The 18,956-nt window shown below is 73.3% G+C and carries 14 protein-coding genes; 10 read left to right on the top strand and 4 right to left on the bottom strand.

Going from position 1 to position 18,956, the window contains the following annotated elements; genetic code table 11:
* The first annotated feature begins 56 nt into the window (after window positions 1-56).
* Together ACWCQK_RS18425 and thpR are read left to right on the top strand one after the other, a co-directional pair.
* Complete coding sequence (locus ACWCQK_RS18425; RefSeq protein ID WP_451156201.1) at window positions 57-1,331, top strand: MFS transporter; 1,275 nt, start codon at window positions 57-59, stop codon at window positions 1,329-1,331.
* A gap of 151 nt (window positions 1,332-1,482) precedes the next feature.
* Complete coding sequence (gene thpR, locus ACWCQK_RS18430) at window positions 1,483-2,088, top strand: RNA 2',3'-cyclic phosphodiesterase (protein ID WP_451156202.1); 606 nt, start codon at window positions 1,483-1,485, stop codon at window positions 2,086-2,088.
* Window positions 2,089-2,243: 155 nt separating this feature from the next.
* Here thpR and ACWCQK_RS18435 read toward each other — a convergent pair whose 3' ends face one another.
* From ACWCQK_RS18435 to ACWCQK_RS18445, 3 genes are all read right to left on the bottom strand, one after another.
* Window positions 2,244-3,236: an aldo/keto reductase gene (locus ACWCQK_RS18435; RefSeq protein WP_451156203.1), complete on the bottom strand. Its 993-nt coding sequence runs from the start codon at window positions 3,234-3,236 to the stop codon at window positions 2,244-2,246.
* Between the two features lie 44 nt (window positions 3,237-3,280).
* Window positions 3,281-3,841, bottom strand: a complete 561-nt coding sequence (locus ACWCQK_RS18440; protein ID WP_451156204.1) for a Uma2 family endonuclease — start codon at window positions 3,839-3,841, stop codon at window positions 3,281-3,283.
* 136 nt (window positions 3,842-3,977) lie between these two features.
* Complete coding sequence (locus ACWCQK_RS18445) at window positions 3,978-4,655, bottom strand: SGNH/GDSL hydrolase family protein (RefSeq protein ID WP_451156205.1); 678 nt, start codon at window positions 4,653-4,655, stop codon at window positions 3,978-3,980.
* 101 nt (window positions 4,656-4,756) lie between these two features.
* On the opposite strand from ACWCQK_RS18445, the gene ACWCQK_RS18450 reads away from it, so the two are divergent.
* Window positions 4,757-5,731, top strand: a complete 975-nt coding sequence (locus ACWCQK_RS18450) for a WD40 repeat domain-containing protein (RefSeq protein WP_451156206.1) — start codon at window positions 4,757-4,759, stop codon at window positions 5,729-5,731.
* Between the two features lie 205 nt (window positions 5,732-5,936).
* On the opposite strand, the gene serC is transcribed toward ACWCQK_RS18450, so the two are convergent.
* On the bottom strand, window positions 5,937-7,055 hold the full coding sequence (gene serC, locus ACWCQK_RS18455) for a phosphoserine transaminase (RefSeq protein WP_451156207.1): 1,119 nt from the start codon (window positions 7,053-7,055) through the stop codon (window positions 5,937-5,939).
* A gap of 142 nt (window positions 7,056-7,197) precedes the next feature.
* On the opposite strand from serC, the gene ACWCQK_RS18460 reads away from it, so the two are divergent.
* The 7 genes from ACWCQK_RS18460 (at window position 7,198) to ACWCQK_RS18490 (ending at window position 18,925) form a co-directional block, all read left to right on the top strand.
* On the top strand, window positions 7,198-10,116 hold the full coding sequence (locus ACWCQK_RS18460; RefSeq protein WP_451156208.1) for an FAD-binding and (Fe-S)-binding domain-containing protein: 2,919 nt from the start codon (window positions 7,198-7,200) through the stop codon (window positions 10,114-10,116).
* Between the two features lie 339 nt (window positions 10,117-10,455).
* Window positions 10,456-11,577 (top strand): lipid II:glycine glycyltransferase FemX, encoded by a 1,122-nt coding sequence (locus ACWCQK_RS18465; RefSeq protein ID WP_451156209.1) that lies wholly within the window; start codon window positions 10,456-10,458, stop codon window positions 11,575-11,577.
* A 171-nt stretch (window positions 11,578-11,748) separates the two neighbouring features.
* On the top strand, window positions 11,749-12,690 hold the full coding sequence (locus tag ACWCQK_RS18470; RefSeq protein ID WP_451156210.1) for an EamA family transporter: 942 nt from the start codon (window positions 11,749-11,751) through the stop codon (window positions 12,688-12,690).
* 278 nt (window positions 12,691-12,968) lie between these two features.
* A complete protein-coding gene (locus ACWCQK_RS18475; protein WP_451156211.1) occupies window positions 12,969-13,769 on the top strand; it encodes a TIGR03084 family metal-binding protein in 801 nt (266 codons plus the stop codon).
* Window positions 13,766-15,472, top strand: coding sequence for an acyclic terpene utilization AtuA family protein (locus tag ACWCQK_RS18480; protein ID WP_451156212.1), 1,707 nt, complete (start codon window positions 13,766-13,768; stop codon window positions 15,470-15,472). The genes ACWCQK_RS18475 and ACWCQK_RS18480 overlap by 4 nt, the downstream gene beginning before the upstream one ends.
* Window positions 15,469-17,067 carry an acyl-CoA carboxylase subunit beta gene (locus ACWCQK_RS18485; RefSeq protein ID WP_451156213.1) on the top strand — a complete coding sequence of 533 codons (1,599 nt, stop codon included), beginning with the start codon at window positions 15,469-15,471 and terminating at the stop codon, window positions 17,065-17,067. Before ACWCQK_RS18480 ends, ACWCQK_RS18485 begins: the two co-directional genes overlap by 4 nt.
* A 10-nt stretch (window positions 17,068-17,077) precedes the next feature.
* Window positions 17,078-18,925, top strand: a complete 1,848-nt coding sequence (locus tag ACWCQK_RS18490; protein WP_451156214.1) for an ATP-binding protein — start codon at window positions 17,078-17,080, stop codon at window positions 18,923-18,925.
* The last annotated feature ends 31 nt before the right edge of the window (window positions 18,926-18,956 follow it).

An 18,956-nucleotide genomic window follows, 5' to 3' on the forward strand; every position in this document is an offset into this window, starting at 1 on the left:
CCGCCCCCGCACCGACCGCCCACGACACCTCCTCCGGGAGGACCGGCAGATCGTCGATGTTCAGCTCCCTGAAGGTCCGGAACTACCGCCTGTTCTTCATCGGCCAGGTCGTCTCCAACACCGGTACCTGGATGCAGCGCATCGCCCAGGACTGGCTGGTGCTCAGCCTCACCGGCTCCTCCACGGCCGTCGGTGTCACGACGGCTCTGCAATTCCTGCCGATGCTGCTCTTCGGTCTCTTCGGCGGCGTCCTCGTCGACCGTCTGCCCAAGCGCGGCACGCTGCTCGTCACCCAGTCCGCGATGGCCGTCACCGGCCTCGTGCTCGCCTCCCTCACCCTCTCCGGCCATGTCCAGGTCTGGCACGTCTACCTCGCCGCGTTCGTCGCCGGCCTCGCCACGGTGGTCGACAACCCGGCCCGCCAGTCGTTCGTGACCGAGATGGTCGGCCGCGACCAGCTCCAGAACGCGGTCAGCCTGAACTCCGCCAACTTCCAGTCCGCGCGCCTGGTCGGCCCCGCCGTCGCGGGCCTGATGATCACCGGGGTGGGTACCGGCTGGGCGTTCCTCGCCAACGGCCTGTCCTTCGTCGCGCCCATCGCGAGCCTGCTGCTGATGCGCGCCCGCGAGCTGTACGTCGTCGAGCGCGCGCCGCGCGGCAAGGGCCAGCTGCGCGAGGGCCTGCACTACGTCGCCGGGCGCCCCGAGCTGATCTGGACGATCGTCCTGATCGGGTTCGTCGGCACCTTCGGCTTCAACTTCCCCGTGTACCTCTCGGCCTTCGCCGACGACGTCTTCCACGCCGGAGCGGGCTCGTACAGCCTCTTCAACACGCTGATGGCGGCCGGCTCCCTGGCCGGCGCGCTGCTCGCGGCCCGTCGGGGCACCGCCCGGATGCGGGTGCTGGTCGCGGCGGCGGTGGTCTTCGGCGCGGTCGAGATCGTCGCGGCGCTCGCTCCCTCCCTGTGGCTGTTCGCCCTGCTCATGGCGCCGATCGGGATGTTCGGCATGACGGTCAACGTCACCGCCAACACCAGCGTGCAGATGGCCACCGACCCGGCCATGCGGGGCCGGGTGATGGCCCTGTACATGATGGTGTTCATGGGCGGCTCGCCGGTGGGCGCGCCGATCGCCGGCTGGATCACGGACACGTACGGAGTCCGGGCGGGCCTGGCGGTGGGCGGCGCGATCGCGGCCGCCGCGGCCGTCACCATCGGCCTGGTCGTGGCCCGCATCGGCGGCCTGCGCCTGTCGGTCGGCTGGAACCACGGCCACCCCCGGGTCGGCTTCGTCCCCCGGGAACGCCAGGAGCGGCTGGCCGCGGTGGCGTGAGCCGTGCCTGATGACGTCCTGCGCACAGGACGTCCGGGGCACGCGCCCGGAACAGGGGCCCGGTGGACACTCGCCCACCGGGCCCCTGCCCGTGCAGTTCCTCTGCCCGGGCCGCTCGCCGGACGATCCGTTCCCTGGAAGGGTGACACGCATGAGACTCTTCGCCGCCGTGCTGCCGCCGGAGCACGTCACCCGCGAACTGGCCGCCGAGGTCGCCGTGTTGAAGGAGCTGCCCGGTGCGGCGGGCCTGCGCTGGACGGGCCGCCCCGGCTGGCACTTCACGCTCGCGTTCTACGGCGAGGTCGACGACGGCCTCGTACCGGAGCTGTCCGCCCGTCTGGAGCGCGCGGCACACCGTACGGCGCCCTTCCCGCTGGCGGTACGCGGCGGCGGTCAGTTCGGGCACGGGCGGGCGCTGTGGGCGGGCGCGGCCGGTGACCTGGAGGCGCTGCGGCTGCTGGCCGACCGCAGCGAGGCGGCCGCGCGCAAGGCCGGGGTGCCGACGGGGGAGCACCGCCGCTACCAGGCCCACCTGACGGTGGCCCGCAGCCGCGACGCCGTGGACGCCCGCCCGTACGTCGACGCCCTCGCCGGCTTCACCAGCACCACCTGGACGGTGACGGACCTGTGCCTGGTGCGCAGCCACCTGCCGAGGTCGGGTGTGCCGGGCGAGCAGCCCCGCTACGAGACCGAGGGGCGCTGGCCGCTGGGAGCCGGAGGGCGGACCGGTTCCGAGGGCGGCGACGGCGCCGGTTAGGCTCAAGGGCGTGGACCCGAAAACCCGGAACCGGATCATGGCCGGTGCGCTCGTACTGTTGTTCGTCGTCGTCGCCCTGGCGGCCGCGCTCGGCAGGTGAGCACGGCGCGGCCGCCAGGCAGCGGCAGCCGCCCGGACACCCGGTGACCGGGTGACTACCAGGCGAAGGCCTCCGGCGACGGCCCCGGGCCCGGGAAGATCTCGTCGAGGCCTTCCAGCAGCTCCTCGCCCAGCTCCAGCTCGACCGCGCGCAGGGCGGATTCGAGCTGCCCGGCGGTGCGCGGACCGACGATCGGGCCGGTCACGCCGGGCCGGGTGAGCAGCCAGGCCAGCGCGGCCTCGCCGGGCTCCACGCCGTGCTTCTCCAGCAGGTCCTCATAGGCCTGGATCTGCGCCCGCGCGGCGGGCTGGGCGAGCGTGTCCGCGGCCCGGCCGGAGGCACGGCGTCCGCCCTCGGCCTCCTTCTTGATGACCCCGCCCAGCAGGCCGCCCTGGAGCGGCGACCAGGGGATGACCCCGAGGCCGTACTCCCGCGCGGCCGGGACGACCTCCATCTCGGCGCGCCGCTCGGCGAGGTTGTACAGGCACTGCTCGCTGACCAGCCCGATCGTGCCGCCGCGACGGGCGGCGATCTCGTTGGCCTGGGCGATCTTGTAGCCGGGGAAGTTGGAGGACCCCGCGTAGAGGATCTTGCCCTGCTGGACCAGGACGTCGATCGCCTGCCAGATCTCGTCGAACGGGGTGTCCCGGTCGACGTGGTGGAACTGGTAGAGGTCGATGTAGTCGGTCCCGAGCCGCTTCAGCGAGGCGTCCACCGCCCGCCGGATGTTGAGCGCGGAGAGCTTGTGGTGGTTGGGCCAGGCGTCGCCGTCCCCGGCCATGTTGCCGTACACCTTGGTGGCGAGGACGACCTTGTCGCGCCGCTCACCGCCCTTGGCGAACCAGCTTCCGATGATCGATTCCGTACGGCCCTTGTTCTCGCCCCAGCCGTACACGTTCGCCGTGTCGAAGAAGTTGATACCCGCGTCCAGTGCCGCGTCCATGATCGAGTGGCTGTCGGCTTCGTCCGTCAGCGGGCCGAAGTTCATGGTGCCGAGGACGAGTCGGCTGACCTGGAGTCCGGTGCGTCCGAGCTGCGTGTACTTCATGGTTGACAAGCCAACGTCTTGGAGCGCGCTCTATGCAAGGGCAATCAGCCGCGGGGGAACTCTTCGGTGGTGAGGGTGAGGCCGACGGAGGTCGCGGTGAGATCGATGTCCGTCCCGAAGACGACGGTCAGTTCACTGACGTACTCGCCGCCCTTGGGCTGGGTGAAGAGATGACATTTGCCTTGGTAGGGGTCGGCGATGAGGTAGACGGGGACCTCCGCGACGGCGTAGGCGGTCTTCTTCGGGCCGTAGTCGTTGGCGGCGGTGCCCTTGGAGATCACCTCGGCGACGAACTCGACGTCCTCGTACCGCCAGCGGCCGTCCTCCGTCCTGGCGGCGCCTTCGACCATCGCCGTCACATCGGTCGCGAATCCGTTGAGGTGTCCTGGATAGTCGATGCGGACGTCCGACTTCACACGCCGGCGGGGGTACTTGGTCCGCAACTGCTCGACGATGTCCAGGATGATCTCCCAGTGGGTGTCCCGCTGCGGTGCCATGAAGACGGTCCCCTCGACGATCTCGACCTTGTATCCCTCGGGGACGGGCATCTTCTCGAGCCGCTCGAACATCTCGTCGAGTGTGCCCATGTTGTCGCTCTCGGCCATCGCGATCCTGTCTTCGAGGACGGTTATCGTGGCGCTCCTCCCCGGCGGCCCCATGGACCAGTGCCGCCGCGCGGTACAACGATACGCACGGTGACCGGGTCACGGGAGGAGAGGAATATGCCGGAGCGGGCGGCTCTCAGCCCTGTTCGTACTCCCCGCCCAGTCCCCACCCCTGGTGCATCGCCTCCGCGAACGCCTCGGCGATCCGGTGTTCGCCGCTCGCGTTCGGGTGGGTGCCGTCGTAGGTGTCGAGGTTGATGTCGTACCCCGGCGGGGGCGAGGCCAGCAGCAGCGCGGAGCGGGGCTCGTCGAGGTCGGCGACGGCCTTGGCCAGGAGCTCGTTGAAGGCGGCGACCTCGGCGGCGAAGTCGGGGTCCGACAGCGCGCGGGAGTTCGGGATCACCGGCAGCGCGACCATCCGCACGCGCGGGTTCGCCGCCCGCGCCTCGGTCACGAAGGACCGCATGTTGGCGGCGGTCTGTTCCGCGTTCGTGTAGAAGCCCAGGTCGATCAGGCCGAGGGCGACGAGGAGCACGTCGGCCCGGTGCGCGCGGACCGCCTCGCCGATCAGCGGGACCATGTGCTGCCAGCCCTCGCCCCAGCCGGCCAGATGGGCGCGGGGGAAGTCCGGGTCGGCGTACTCGTACGAGGTGGGCGCGTCCGTCGCCTTGTCGTAGAGCGTCTCGCGCGGCCCGACGACGGCGAACGGGCGGCCGTACGTCGTGCGCAGGTGCTGCCACATCCGGTAACGCCATGTGTGTTCGCCGGCGCTTCCGATCGTCTGGGAGTCGCCGACGGGCATGAACCTGAGCATCCGCTCATGATGGACGATCGGCGGACCATCGGCGGAACGGGCGGGGTGTGAGGCCCGCCACGCGCGCGGGCCGCTCGGCCGGGGATGGCACTCTTGGGGGCATGCGCCGACCGTTCGCCCTCCTCGCCGGGGCCCTGCTCGTGGGTGTGTTCACCGTGCCCGCCTCCGCCGCCGACGGTGACGAGGGGTTCACCCTGAAGGACCCGCGGATCACCGAGTCCAGCGGCCTCGCCGCCTCCCACCTGCACCCCGGCGTCTACTGGACGCACAACGACAGCGACGACGGCCCCTACCTGTACGCCGTCGACAGCGCGACCGGGAAGACGGTCGCCCGGATCACCATGAGCGGGATCGGCGCGCCCCGCGACGTCGAGGCCGTCTCCATCGGCCCCGGCAACCAGATCTACGTCGGCGACATCGGCGACAACGACGGTGTCACGTGGCCGTACGTCTGGGTCTACCGCCTGCCCGAGCCCAAGGTGCTCCAGGACCAGACGATCCGGGCCAAGCAGTACGTCGTGAAGTACGAGGGCGGGTCGCGGGACGCCGAGTCGCTCGTCGTGCATCCCAAGACCGGCCGGGTCTACATCATCGACAAGAACGAGGACGGCGGGCACCTCTACGCGGGCCCGGCCGAACTCTCCTCCTCCGGCACGAACCTCTTCGAGCCGGTCGCGACCGTCGACCTCTGGGCGACCGACGCGGCCTTCTCCCCGAACGGCGAACAGCTTGCCGTGCGCGGCTACTTCGGCGGGATCTCCTACGACTGGAACGGCGGGCGGATCAAGCGGCTGGGCCGCCTCGACGTGCCGTTGCAGGGACAGGGGGAATCCGTCACGTATTCCGCCGACGGCACCAAGCTCATGTACGGCAGCGAGGGCGCCGGCAGCTCCGTCAAGGCGGAGGACGCGCCCGAGGGGGCGGCCGAGTCCAAGTCGCCCACGGGGAGCGGCGGTTCGGGCGACTCCACGGCGAGCGGCGGGTCCGGCGACAGCGGACTCAAGGTGGGCGCGCTCGCCGTCGCCGTCGTCTGCGCGGCGCTGTTCGGCGTACGGAGTCTGCGACGGCGGGGCTGAGGTGCCGGGGTCGAGGTGCCGGGTCTGAGGTGTCGGGTCTGAGGTGTCTGGTCGAGGTGGTGCCCCGGGGCGGGGTGTACCGAGCGTGAGCCGCACGGCGGCCTGGGACGCGAGGAGGAGCGCCCGGACGTGACGCCGGGCGCTCCGGACACGCGAGGGGCGCCCGGCGAGTGCCGGGCGCCCCTCGTCGTCGTGGCGGCAGCCGTTACAGCTTCTCGATCACGTGGTCGACGCACTTGGTGAGCGCTTCGACGTCCGCCGGGTCGATCGCCGGGAACATCGCGACGCGCAGCTGGTTGCGGCCTAGCTTGCGGTAGGGCTCGGTGTCGACGATGCCGTTGGCGCGCAGCACCTTGGCGACGGCGGCCGCGTCGATCTCGTCCGCGAAGTCGATCGTGCCGATGACCTGGGAGCGCTTGGCCGGGTCGGTGACGAACGGCGTGGCGTACTTGGAGTCCCCGGCCCAGGTGTACAGCCGGGTCGAGGAGTCCTTGGTGCGGGCCGTCGACCAGGCCAGGCCGCCCTGGCCGTTGAACCACTCCAGCTGCTGGTTGAGCAGGAAGAGGGTGGCCAGGGCCGGGGTGTTGTACGTCTGGTTCTTGCGGGAGTTGTCGATCGCCGTCGGGAGCGAGAAGAACTCCGGGACGTGCCGTCCGGACGCGTGGACGCGCTCGGCGCGCTCGATGGCGGCCGGGGAGAAGACACCGATCCACAGGCCGCCGTCGGAGGCGAAGGACTTCTGCGGGGCGAAGTAGTAGACGTCGGTCTCGGCGATGTCGACCGGGAGGCCGCCGGCGCCGGAGGTGGCGTCCACCAGGACGAGGGAGCCCTCGTCGGCGCCCGCCACGCGCTTGACGGGCGCGGCGACACCGGTGGAGGTCTCGTTGTGGGTGAAGGCGTAGACGTCGACGCCCGCTTCGGCCTCGGGCTCGGGGTGGGTGCCCGGGTCGGAGGAGATCACGGTCGGCTCGGCCAGCCAGGGAGCCAGCTTGGCGGCCTTGGCGAACTTGGAGCTGAACTCGCCGAAGGTGAGGTGCTGCGACTTGTTCTCGATCAGGCCGTGGGTCGCGATGTCCCAGAACGCGGTGGAACCGCCGTTGCCGAGGACGACCTCGTAGCCGTCCGGGAGCTGGAACAGTTCGGCGATGCCCGCGCGGACCTCGCCGACCAGGTTCTTCACCGGGGCCTGGCGGTGGGAGGTGCCGAGCAGGGACGCGCCGGTGGCGGCCAGGGCGTCCAGCGCCTCCACCCGCACCTTGGAGGGACCCGCGCCGAAACGACCGTCGGCGGGCTTCATGTCAGCAGGAATCTGGATCTCAGCCACGAGCCGGAGGGTATCGCCTCGGCGAAACCGGGCGGGCACGTGTCCGTTCGATGAGACGAGTTCTCCGGCTTTTGGTCCTGTGAATACCTACAGGACCACCGGCCCGGTCGTCACTGTCAGTGGTCGGATGCATCCTGGACGCATGACGGATCTCGATGCGTTCGCGGATGCGGAGGCGGAACTGCGCCGGGTCGTCCGGGGGGAGGTCGGTTTCGACGTCACCTCCCGGGCACTGGTGACCATGGACGCGTCCAACTACCGGCGTGTCCCGCTCGGGGTCGTGGCGCCCAGAGACGCCGACGACGTGGCCGCGACCCTCGCGGTCTGCCGTGAGCGGGGCGTGCCGGTGGTCGCCCGCGGCGGCGGGACCTCCATCGCGGGCCAGGCCACCGGCACCGGTGTCGTGCTGGACTTCACCCGGCACATGAACCGGCTCGTGGCCCTGGACCCGGACGCGCGCACGGCCGTCGTCCAGCCGGGGCTGGTCCTGGACCGCCTCCAGGAGGCCGCCGCGCCGCACGGGCTGCGCTTCGGCCCCGACCCGTCCACGCACAGCCGGTGCACGCTCGGCGGGATGATCGGGAACAACTCGTGCGGGTCGCACAGCGTGGCCTGGGGGACGACCGCCGACAGCGTGCGGGAGCTGGACGTGGTCACCGCGCGCGGGGAGCGGTTGCGGCCGGGACCGGGATGGGCCGGGGCGCCCGAGGGCCTGCGAGCCCTGGCGGAGGGCGAGTCGGCGCGGCTGCGGACCGGATTCCCCGAGCTGCCCCGCCGCATCTCGGGGTATGCGCTGGACGCGCTGCTGCCCGAGCGGGGCGCGGATGTCGCCCGGTCCTTCTGCGGGAGCGAGGGCACCCTGGGCATCCTCACCGAGGCGGTCGTGGGGCTCGTCGAGGCGCCCCGCGCGCGGGCGCTCGCCGTGCTGGGATACGCCGACGAGGGCGCCGCCGCCGAGGCCGCGGCCGGGCTGCTGCCCCACGGGCCGCTCACGGTGGAGGGGATGGCGGCCGATCTGGTGCCGTCGGAGACCGACCTGCCCCGGGGCAGGGCCTGGCTGTTCGTGGAGACCGGCGGGGAGTCGGCGCCGGAGGCACGCGCGCGTGCGGAGGCCGTCGTGCGGGGCGCGGACGTCGTCGACGCCCGGATCGTCACCGACCCGGCCGGGCAGCGGGCGCTGTGGCGGATCCGGGAGGACGCGAGCGGTACGGCGACCCGGATGCCGGACGGCTCCGAGGCGTGGCCCGGCTGGGAGGACTGCGCGGTGCCGCCCGCCCGGCTCGGCGCGTATCTGCGCGACTTCCGGGCGCTGTTGTCCGCGTACGGTCTGCGCGGCACGCCGTACGGGCACTTCGGGGACGGCTGCATCCACGTCCGTATCGACTTCGACCTGCTGACCGAGTCGGGGGTCGGCCGGTTCCGGCGGTTCTCGGAGGAACTGGCGGACGTGGTCGTGGCGCACGGCGGCTCGCTGTCCGGGGAGCACGGGGACGGGCAGGCCCGCGCGGAACTGCTGCCGAGGATGTACGGCGGGCAGATGGTGGCACTGTTCGAGCGGGCCAAGGCGGTGTGGGACCCGGACGACCTGCTCAACCCCGGGATGCTGGTGCGCCCGGCGCCCCTGGACACCAACCTCCGCTTCTCCGTGCTGCCCCGCACCCCCGTGGACGTGGCCTTCGGCTACCCGGCGGACGGCGGCGACTTCTCGGCGGCGGTGCGGCGGTGCGTGGGGGTCGCGAAGTGCCGTACGACGCAGGCGCCCGGGCCCGCCGTGATGTGCCCGTCCTTCCGGGCGACCGGCGAGGAGGCGCACTCCACCCGCGGGCGCGCCCGCCTGCTGCACGAGATGCTGGCGGGCGAGGTGGTGACGGACGGCTGGCGCTCGACGGAGGTCCGGGACGCGCTCGACCTGTGCCTGTCCTGCAAGGGGTGCCGCTCGGACTGCCCGGTCGGGGTCGACATGGCCACGTACAAGGCGGAGTTCCTGCACCACCACTACGCCGGCCGGCGCCGTCCCGCCGCCCACTACACGATGGGACGGCTCCCGGTGTGGCTGCGCTGGGTGTCCCGTGCGCGCGCGGCGCGGGTGGTCAACGCCCTCGCCTCGGTGGCGCCGCTGGCGTGGACGGCGAAACGGCTGGGCGGGATCGCGCCGGAGCGGGAGATCCCGCAGCTGGCCCCGCGGACGTTCAGCCGGTGGTGGGGCCGGCGCCGGGCCCGGTTGGGCGCGGGAGGCGGGATCCCGTCGGCACCCGGCGCGGCCGGTGATCTCGTCGTCCTGTGGCCGGACACCTTCACCGAGCACCTCTCGCCGGCCGTGGGGCAGGCGGCCGTCCGGGTGCTGGAGGCGGCCGGGCTGCGGGTGACGCTCCCGCCGACGCTGCGGCTGCGCCGGAGCCCGGTCGGGGACGGCAGGTCGAAGGCGCCGTTCGCCCTGCTGACGGCACGTCACGGCCGGGTCTGCTGCGGTCTGACATACCTCTCCACGGGCCAGCTCGACCGCGCCCGTCGCGTCCTGCGGGACACCCTCGACCTCATGGCGCCGGTCCTGGAGACCGCCGCCCCGGTCGTCGTCCTGGAGCCGAGCTGCGCGGCGGCCCTCCGCGGCGACCTGCCCGAGCTGCTGCACGACGACCCGCGCGCGGCCCGCCTCGCCGCCCGCGTCCTGACCTTCGCGGAGGTCCTCGAACGCCATGCCCCCGACTGGAGGCCGCCCCGCGTGGACCGTCCCGCCGTCGGTCAGACCCACTGCCACCAGCACGCGGTCCTCGGCGACGACCCGGACCGCCGGCTGCGCGCCGCCGCCGGTCTGGCGGGCGAACTCAGCGGTGGCTGCTGCGGCCTGGCCGGCGACTTCGGTTTCACCCAGGGGCATCACGAGGTGTCGACGGCCTGCGCGGAGGACCGGCTGCTGCCCTCGGTGCGCGCGGCGGAGCCCGCGGCGGTGGTCCTGGCGGACGGCTTCTCCTGCCGGACACAGCTGGAGCAGCTGGCGGGGGTGCGGGGGAGACATCTGGCGGAGGTGCTCGCGGAGGGCCTGGCGGAGGACCGGCCCGACTGAGAGGAGAGAGGGGGAGGCGGTGCACGGACCCGGCGGAGGGGCGGAGGGATGCACGAGCGGGCCGGTGGACCGGTGGACCGGCGGAGAGGCGGATGGGCGGACGGCGGACCGGCGGACGAGCGGAGAGGCGGATGGGCGGACGGCGGAGGGGCGGAGGGGCGCACGGGCGGACCGGCGGAGGGGCGCACGGGCGGACCGGCGGAGGGGCGCACGGGCGGACCGGCGGAGGGGCGGAGGGGCGCACGGGCGGACCCGGTCGGCCGCGTGGTGCCGGGTGGTGTGGACAAGCCCTCCTAGGCTGGCTGATAACCGGCCATAACGCCCGAAGGAGCCCCGCGCATGACCCTCCGCGTCCAGCCCATCACCCGCGCCGAGCACCTGGCGTTCGTCGCGACCCGCTCCTCCGTGAGCCCCCTGCAACTCCCCTCCTGGGGAGAGGTGAAGCAGGACTGGCGGGCGGAGAGCCTGGGCTGGTTCGACGGCGGCGGGCGGCCGGTCGGGGTGGGCCTGGTCCTGCTGCGGCCGCTGCCGAGGCTGAAGCGGTACCTCGCCTACCTGCCGGAGGGGCCGGTGATCGACTGGTTCGCGCCCGACCTGGAACGTTGGCTGGCGCCGATGCTCGCCCATCTCAAGGCGCGGGGCGCGTTCTCGGTCAAGATGGGCCCGCCCGTGGTCGTCCGCCGCTGGAGCGCGGACGCGGTGAAGGCGGCGATCGCGGATCCGGGTGCGCGGCGGCTGGGGGACGTGCCGGCGACGTCGGAGGAACCGCGCGCCCGTGACCTCGCGGACCGGCTGCGCCGCATGGGCTGGCGGCCGGCCGAACCCGGCGGCGAGGACGGGTTCGCGGCCGGGCAGCCCCGCCATGTTTTCCAGGTGCCGTTCGCGGGACGGCCGCTGGAGGACATCCACGCCGGTCTCAACCAGCAGTGGCGGCGCAACGTCAAGAAGGCGGAGAAGGCCGGCGTGAAGGTCGTGCGCGGTGGCCCCGAGGACCTGCCGGTGTTCCACGGGCTGTACACCGAGACCGCCGAACGCGACCGCTTCGTCCCGCGCCCGCTGTCCTACTTCCAGCGCATGTGGAGCGCGCTCACCGCCGAGGACCCCGACCGGATGCGGCTCTACCTCGCCCACCACGACGGCGAGGTGCTCGCCGCGGCCACCCTGCTCACCGTCGGCGACCACGTCTGGTACTCCTACGGCGCCTCCACCGCCCGCAGGCGCGAGGTGCAGCCCAGCAGCGCCGTGCAGTGGCGCATGATGACCGACGCCCACCGACTGGGCGCCGCCGTCTACGACCTGCGGGGGATCACCGACACGTTGGAGGAGTCCCATCACCTGCTGGGTCTGCTCCGCTTCAAGGTGGGCACCGGCGGCCAGGCCGTGGAGTACCTCGGCGAGTGGGACTTCCCGCTGAACCGGCTGCTGCACAAGGCGCTCGGGCTGTATCTGGCCCGCCGCTGAGCTCCCGCGCCCGGTCCGCCCTCCCTCGCTGAGGCAGGGCCCTGACCCCGGCCGCCGCCCATGCGTCCAGGACAGCCCCACGAAGGGTTCACACACCTGACGAAGTCCATTACCCTGGACTCGGAAGTACAGCACGATGGACGAACCCCGAGCCGAGCACCTGGACCGCCCGTGAGCCCGACCCCCGCCCCGACGTCGACCCGGCCCCCTTCCCCGACCGGGGTCGCCTCCTCCGTACGTCGCGGGGGCCTTCTCGGTCCCGTCGGCCTGGTGTTCGCCGGCGGGGTCTCGGTGCAGTTCGGCGGAGCCCTGGCGGTGACCCTGATGCCGCGGGCCGGCGCGCTCGGCGTGGTGAGCCTGCGGCTGCTGGTGGCGGCGGTGGTCCTGCTGCTGGTCTGCCGGCCCCGGCTGCGCGGTCACTCCCGTACCGACTGGGGCACGGTCGTCGTCTTCGGCGTCACGATGGCCGCCATGAACGGCCTCTTCTACCAGGCGGTCGACCGCATCCCGCTGGGCCCCGCCGTCACCCTCGAAGTCCTCGGGCCCCTTGCCCTCTCGGTCTTCGCCTCCCGCCGCGCGGTCAACGTCGTCTGGGCGGGACTGGCCCTCGCGGGCGTCTTCCTGCTCGGCGGCGGAGGCTTCGGCGACCTCGACCGCGCGGGCGTCGCCTTCGCCCTGGGCGCGGGCGCGATGTGGGCGGCGTACATCGTCTTCAGCGCCCGTACGGGCCGCCGCTTCCCGCAGGCCGACGGACTCGCCCTCGCGATGGCGGTCGGCGCGGTGCTGTTCCTGCCGCTGGGGATCGCCGAGTCGGGCACGAAGCTGCTCGATCCGGTGACACTCGGCCTCGGCGCCGGTGTGGCCCTGCTCTCCTCCGTCCTGCCGTACACCCTCGAACTCCTCGCCCTGCGCCGCCTGCCCGCCTCCACCTTCGCGATCCTCATGAGCCTGGAACCGGCCATCGCGGCCACGGCCGGCTTCCTCGTCCTGGACCAGGCACTCTCCGCCCTCCAGGCGGCGGCGATCGCCCTGGTCGTCGCGGCGAGCATGGGCGCGGTACGCACACAGGTGGGACGCGCGCGACCGAAGAGCCTGGCGGAGCCGGTCGCCTGACCACGTGACGGCCCGGGGGGCGCGTACGGCCCGGGTGGCGCGTGCGGTCCGGGTGGCGCGTACGCCATGTGCGGCGCGTACGCCACGAATGGTGAGTACGCCATGTGTGGCCCGTACGCCGCGAATGGCGCGTACGCCACGGACCGTGCGGTCCGCCCGGGCACCCGCCGGCAGGGTCCGGCCCAATTCATGCAAGCGTGCTTGATTGTTTATCGGCGCGCTGCCATGCTCCTCAGCACACCGCGCCGCACACCGCCGTGCCCGAGGGGAGCGCCATCGTGTCCGACCCGACGCCCGTGATCGACGACCTGCGCGAGGAGAGCGAGGAACTCGACCGGCTCGTGGCCGGGTTGAGACCGCGCGAGTGGGCGCTGCCGACCCCCGCGCCGGGCTGGACCGTCGCCCACCAGATCGCCCACCTCGCCTGGACCGACCGCTCGGCCCTGCTGTCCGTCACCGACGAGGACGGCTTTCGCGGGCTCGTCGAGAAGGCGCTCGCCGCGCCGGAGTCGTTCGTCGACGAAGGGGCACGGGAGGGCGCTCTCGTCCCGCCCGCCGCACTGCTGGAACAGTGGCGGGACGGCCGCGCCGCACTCGACAAGGCGCTGCGCGCCGCCCCGCCCGGCGCCCGCTTCCCCTGGTACGGGCCGCCCATGTCGGCCGCCTCCATGGCCACCGCCCGGCTCATGGAGACCTGGGCGCACAGCCAGGACGTGGCGGACGCCCTCGGCGCGGCCCGCCCGCTCACCGACCGGATCCGGCAGGTGGTGTGGCTCGGGGTGCGCACCCGGGACTTCGCCTTCGGCGTGCACGGAGCCACCCCGCCCGCCGACGCCTTCCGCGTCGAACTCGTCGCGCCCTCCGGCGACCTGTGGACGTACGGCCCCGAGGACGCCCCGCAGCGGGTCACCGGACCGGCCCTCGACTTCTGCCTCCTCGTCACCCAGCGGGCCCACCGCTTCGACCTGGCGCTGCGCGCCGAAGGCCCGGACGCCGACCGCTGGCTGGACATCGCGCAGGCCTTCGCCGGCCCGCCCGGCGCCGGACGCCCGCCGACGGGCGAGGCGGCCGCCCGGTGACGACCCTGCGCATCGGCAACGCGTCCGGGTTCTACGGCGACCGCTTCGACGCCGTGCGCGAGATGCTCACCGGCGGCGAGCTGGACGTACTGACCGGCGACTACCTCGCCGAACTGACCATGCTCATCCTGGGCCGCGACCGGCTGAAGGACCCGGCCGCCGGGTATGCCCGCACCTTCCTGCGCCAGCTGGAGGAGTGCCTCGGTCTCGCCCACGAGCGGGGCGTCCGCGTGGTGACGAACGCCGGCGGGCTGAACCCGGCCGGCCTCGCGGACGCCGTGCGCGGGCTGGCCGACCGGCTCGGCATCCCGGTCCGCGTCGCCCATGTCGAGGGCGACGACCTGCGGGCCCGCTATCCCGACCGCCTCGCCGCCCACGCCTACCTCGGCTGCTTCGGCATCGCCGCCTGTCTGCGGGCGGGCGCCGACATCGTGGTCACCGGCCGGGTGACCGACGCGGCCCTGGTCACGGGACCCGCCGCCGCCCACTTCGGCTGGACGCCGGACGACCACGACCGGCTGGCCGGGGCCGTCGTCGCCGGGCACATCCTGGAGTGCGGGACACAGGCCACCGGCGGCAACTACGCCTTCTTCCGGCGGGGCGACGGCGACGGCGGCCATGGCGTCGGCGCTGTCCGCCGTCCCGGATTCCCGCTCGCCGAACTCCACGCCGACGGCAGCTGCGTCATCACCAAGCACCCCGGCACCGGCGGCTTCGTGGACGTCGGCACGGTCACCGCCCAGCTCCTGTACGAGACCGGTCCTGCCCGGTACGCGGGCCCCGACGTCACCGCCCGGCTGGACACCGTACGGCTCACCCAGGACGGCCCCGACCGGGTGCGCGTCGAGGGCGTGACCGGGGAGGCCCCGCCGCCGACCCTCAAGGTCGGCCTCAACAGCCTCGGCGGCTTCCGCAACGAGGTCGTCTTCGTGCTCACCGGCCTCGACATCGAGGCGAAGGCCGCGCTGGTGCGGGAGCAGATGGCGGACGCGTTCGCCAAGTCGCCTCCCGCGGAGATCCGCTGGGACCTGGTCCGCACCGACCGGCCCGACGCCGACACCGAGGAGACCGCAGGCGCGCTGCTGCGGCTCGTCGTGCGCGACCCGGACCAGACGGCCGTCGGGCGGGCCCTGAGCGCGGCGGCGGTGGAGCTCGCGCTCGCCAGCTACCCGGGCTTCCATGTGCTGGCGCCCCCCGGAAAGGGCGCGCCCTACGGGGTCTTCGAGGCCGACCACGTCCCCCAGGACTCCGTCGGCCACCTGGCGGTCCTGCCCGACGGACGCCGGATCCCGGTGCCCGCCGCCCACGACACCCTCGTCCTGGACGACGTACCGCAACCGCCGCTGCCCGAGCCGTGGCCGGCGACGGCACCGACCCGGCGGGCCCCGCTCGGCCTCGTCGCCGGGGCCCGCAGCGGCGACAAGGGCGGCGACGCCAACGTCGGGGTGTGGGTCCGTACGGACGACGCCTGGCGGTGGCTCGCGCACACCCTCACCGTGGACCGGCTGCGCGTACTCCTGCCGGAGACCGCGGAACTGCGTGTCGTCCGGCACGTCCTGCCCGGCCTGCGGGCCCTCAACTTCGTCGTCGAGGGCATTCTCGGCGCCGGGGTCGCCGCCCAGCACCGCTTCGACCCGCAGGCCAAGGCCCTGGGCGAGTGGCTGCGCTCCCGTCACCTGGACATACCGGAGGCTCTGCTGTGACGGTCCTTCCGACCGCGCTGGACGTCCACGGCCCGGACCACCGGGCCCACCGCGAGGCCATGCTCGCCAAGCTCGCCGACCTCGACGCCGAGCACGCGAAGGCGCTGGCCGGCGGCGGCCCGAAGTACGTCGAACGCCACCGCGGACGCGGCAAGCTGCTCGCCCGCGAGCGCATCGAGCTGCTCCTCGACCCGGACACGCCGTTCCTGGAGCTGTCGCCGCTGGCCGCCTGGGGCAGTGACTACGCGGTGGGCGCCTCGCTGGTGACCGGAATCGGTGTCGTCGAGGGCGTGGAGTGCCTGATCACCGCCAACGACCCCACCGTGCGCGGCGGCGCCAGCAACCCGTGGAGCCTGAAGAAGGCCCTGCGCGCCAACGACATCGCGCTCGCCAACCGGCTGCCCTGCATCAGCCTCGTGGAGTCGGGCGGCGCCGACCTGCCGTCCCAGAAGGAGATCTTCATCCCCGGCGGCGCGATCTTCCGGGATCTGACCCGGCTGTCGGCCGCCGGGATCCCCACCGTCGCCGTCGTCTTCGGCAACTCGACCGCGGGCGGCGCCTACGTCCCCGGCATGTCCGACCACGTGATCATGGTGAAGGAGCGGGCGAAGGTCTTCCTCGGCGGTCCGCCGCTGGTGAAGATGGCCACCGGCGAGGAGAGCGACGACGAGTCGCTGGGCGGCGCGGAGATGCACGCGCGTGTGTCGGGTCTCGCGGACCACTTCGCCGTGGACGAGCGGGACGCGCTGCGCCAGGCGCGCCGGGTCGTGGCCCGGCTCAACCACCGCAAGGCGTACCGCGATCCGGGCCCGGCGGCGCCGCCCAAGTACGACCCGGAGGAACTCCTCGGGATCGTCCCCGGCGACCTCAAGACCCCCTTCGACCCGCGCGAGGTGATCGCCCGGATCGTCGACGGCTCCGACTTCGACGAGTTCAAGCCGCTGTACGGGACGAGCCTGGCCACCGGCTGGGCCACCCTGCACGGCTATCCCGTCGGCATCCTGGCGAACGCCCAGGGCGTGCTGTTCAGCGCGGAGTCCCAGAAGGCCGCCCAGTTCATCCAGCTGGCCAACCAGCGCGACATCCCGCTGCTGTTCCTGCACAACACCACCGGCTACATGGTCGGCCGGGAGTACGAGCAGGGCGGCATCATCAAGCACGGCGCGATGATGATCAACGCGGTCAGCAACTCGAAGGTGCCCCATCTGTCCGTCCTCATGGGCGCCTCCTACGGCGCCGGGCACTACGGCATGTGCGGACGGGCGTACGACCCGCGCTTCCTGTTCGCCTGGCCCAGCGCGAAGTCGGCGGTGATGGGCCCCCAGCAGCTGGCCGGGGTGCTCTCCATCGTCGCCCGGCAGTCGGCGGCCGCGAAGGGGCAGCCGTACGACGACGGCGCCGACGCGGCCCTGCGCGCCATGGTCGAGCAGCAGATCGAGTCCGAGTCGCTGCCGATGTTCCTGTCCGGGCGGTTGTACGACGACGGCGTCATCGACCCGCGCGACACCCGCACCGTTCTCGGCCTGTGCCTGTCGGCCGTCCACACCGCGCCCTACGAGGGCGCGCGCGGCGGCTTCGGCGTCTTCCGGATGTGAGGTCCCGAACGTGCTTTCTTCCGTCCTCGTCGCCAACCGCGGCGAGATCGCCTGCCGTGTCTTCCGCACCTGCCGTGCGGCCGGGATCCGTACGGTCGCCGTGCACTCCGACGCCGACGAACACGCCCTCCACACGCGCGTGGCGGACGCGGCGGTACGGCTGCCGGGGGCGGCCCCCGCCGAGACGTACCTGCGCGGCGACCTGATCGTGAAGGCGGCCGTCGCCGCCGGCGCGGACGCCGTGCACCCGGGCTACGGCTTTCTCTCCGAGAACGCCGACTTCGCGCGCGCCGTCCTGGCCGCGGGCCTGGTCTGGATCGGGCCGCCCCCCGAGGCGATCGAGGCCATGGCGTCCAAGACCCGCGCCAAGGAGCTGATGGGCCTCGCCCCGCTGAGCGAGGTCACCGCGGCCGACCTGCCGGTGCTGGTGAAGGCGGCGGCGGGCGGCGGCGGGCGCGGGATGCGGATCGTGCGCCGGCTGGACGACCTCGACGGCGCGCTGGAGGGCGCGCGGGCCGAGGCCGCGAGCGCCTTCGGGGACGGCGAGGTCTTCGTCGAGCCCTACGTCGAGAACGGGCGCCATGTCGAGGTGCAGATCCTCGCCGACACCCACGGCACGGTGTGGGCGCTGGGCACCCGCGACTGCTCCCTCCAGCGCCGCCACCAGAAGGTCGTCGAGGAGGCGCCGGCGCCCGGACTTCCCGGGGAACTGGAGCACGAACTGCACGCCCTGGCCGTGCGCGCGGCCCGCGCCGTCGACTACGTGGGCGCGGGCACGGTCGAGTTCCTGGTCGCCGACGGCACGGCGCACTTCCTGGAGATGAACACCCGCCTCCAGGTCGAACACCCGGTCACCGAGGCCGTGTTCGGGATCGACCTGGTCGCCGAGCAGCTCAGGATCGCCGAGGGGAACGCCCTGGCGAGCGACCCGCCACGCGCGCGTGGCCACGCCGTCGAGGCCCGCCTCTACGCCGAGGACCCCGCCCGTGACTGGGCCCCGCAGACCGGCACCCTGCACCGCCTCGCCGTCCCCGACGGCGTCCGTCTCGACACCGGCTACACCGACGGCGACGAGATCGGCGTCCACTACGACCCCATGCTCGCCAAGGTCGTCGTCCACGCGCCCACGCGCGCGGAGGCGGTCCGCGGCCTCGCCGGCGCCCTGGAACGGGCCGTGGTCCACGGTCCCGCCACCAACCGGGATCTCCTCGTCCGCTCCCTGCGGCACGAGGAGTTCACCGCCGGACGCATGGACACCGGCTTCTACGACCGCCACCTCGCGGCGCTCACCGCCGCCGGTCCTGCCGACCCCCACGCCCCGCTGGCCGCCGCCCTGGCCGACGCCCACGGCCGGTCCCGCTTCGGCGGCTGGCGCAACCTGCCCGCACAGCCCCAGACCAAGCGCTACGCGATGGCCGGCGAGGAACACGAGGTCCACTACCGGCACACCCGGGACGGCCTGACCGCGGACGGCGTCCGCGTCGTGCACGCCGACGCGGACCTGGTCGTCCTCGAAGTGGACGGCGTGCGGCGCAGGTTCGAGGTCTCCCGCTACGGCGACCAGGTCCACGTCAACGCCACCACCCTGACCGCCCTGCCCCGCTTCCCCGACCCGACCGCGCAACAGGCTCCCGGCTCCCTCCTCGCACCGATGCCGGGGACGGTCGTACGGATCGCCGAGGGCCTGGCCGTGGGAGCGGCGGTACGGGCCGGAGAGTCCCTGCTCTGGCTGGAGGCGATGAAGATGCAGCACCGGATCACCGCCCCGGTCACCGGAACGCTGACCGCCCTGCACGCGACCCCCGGGCAGCAGGTGGAGGTCGGCGCCCTGCTGGCGGTCGTGCAGGACACCCCCTAGGGGAGCGAGGCCGAATCGGCCTGCGGCTCCG

Source organism: Streptomyces sp. NPDC002306, assembly GCF_053593435.1.

What these genes read in the sequence shown, in the direction of transcription:
- ACWCQK_RS18425 (WP_451156201.1), top strand. Translation starts at nt 57, where the DNA reads ATGTTCAGCTCCCTGAAGGTCCGGAACTACCGCCTGTTCTTCATCGGC.
- thpR (WP_451156202.1), top strand. Translation starts at nt 1,483, where the DNA reads ATGAGACTCTTCGCCGCCGTGCTGCCGCCGGAGCACGTCACCCGCGAA.
- ACWCQK_RS18435 (WP_451156203.1), bottom strand. Translation starts at nt 3,236, where the DNA reads ATGAAGTACACGCAGCTCGGACGCACCGGACTCCAGGTCAGCCGACTC.
- ACWCQK_RS18440 (WP_451156204.1), bottom strand. Translation starts at nt 3,841, where the DNA reads ATGGCCGAGAGCGACAACATGGGCACACTCGACGAGATGTTCGAGCGG.
- ACWCQK_RS18445 (WP_451156205.1), bottom strand. Translation starts at nt 4,655, where the DNA reads ATGCTCAGGTTCATGCCCGTCGGCGACTCCCAGACGATCGGAAGCGCC.
- ACWCQK_RS18450 (WP_451156206.1), top strand. Translation starts at nt 4,757, where the DNA reads ATGCGCCGACCGTTCGCCCTCCTCGCCGGGGCCCTGCTCGTGGGTGTG.
- ACWCQK_RS18460 (WP_451156208.1), top strand. Translation starts at nt 7,198, where the DNA reads ATGACGGATCTCGATGCGTTCGCGGATGCGGAGGCGGAACTGCGCCGG.
- ACWCQK_RS18465 (WP_451156209.1), top strand. Translation starts at nt 10,456, where the DNA reads ATGACCCTCCGCGTCCAGCCCATCACCCGCGCCGAGCACCTGGCGTTC.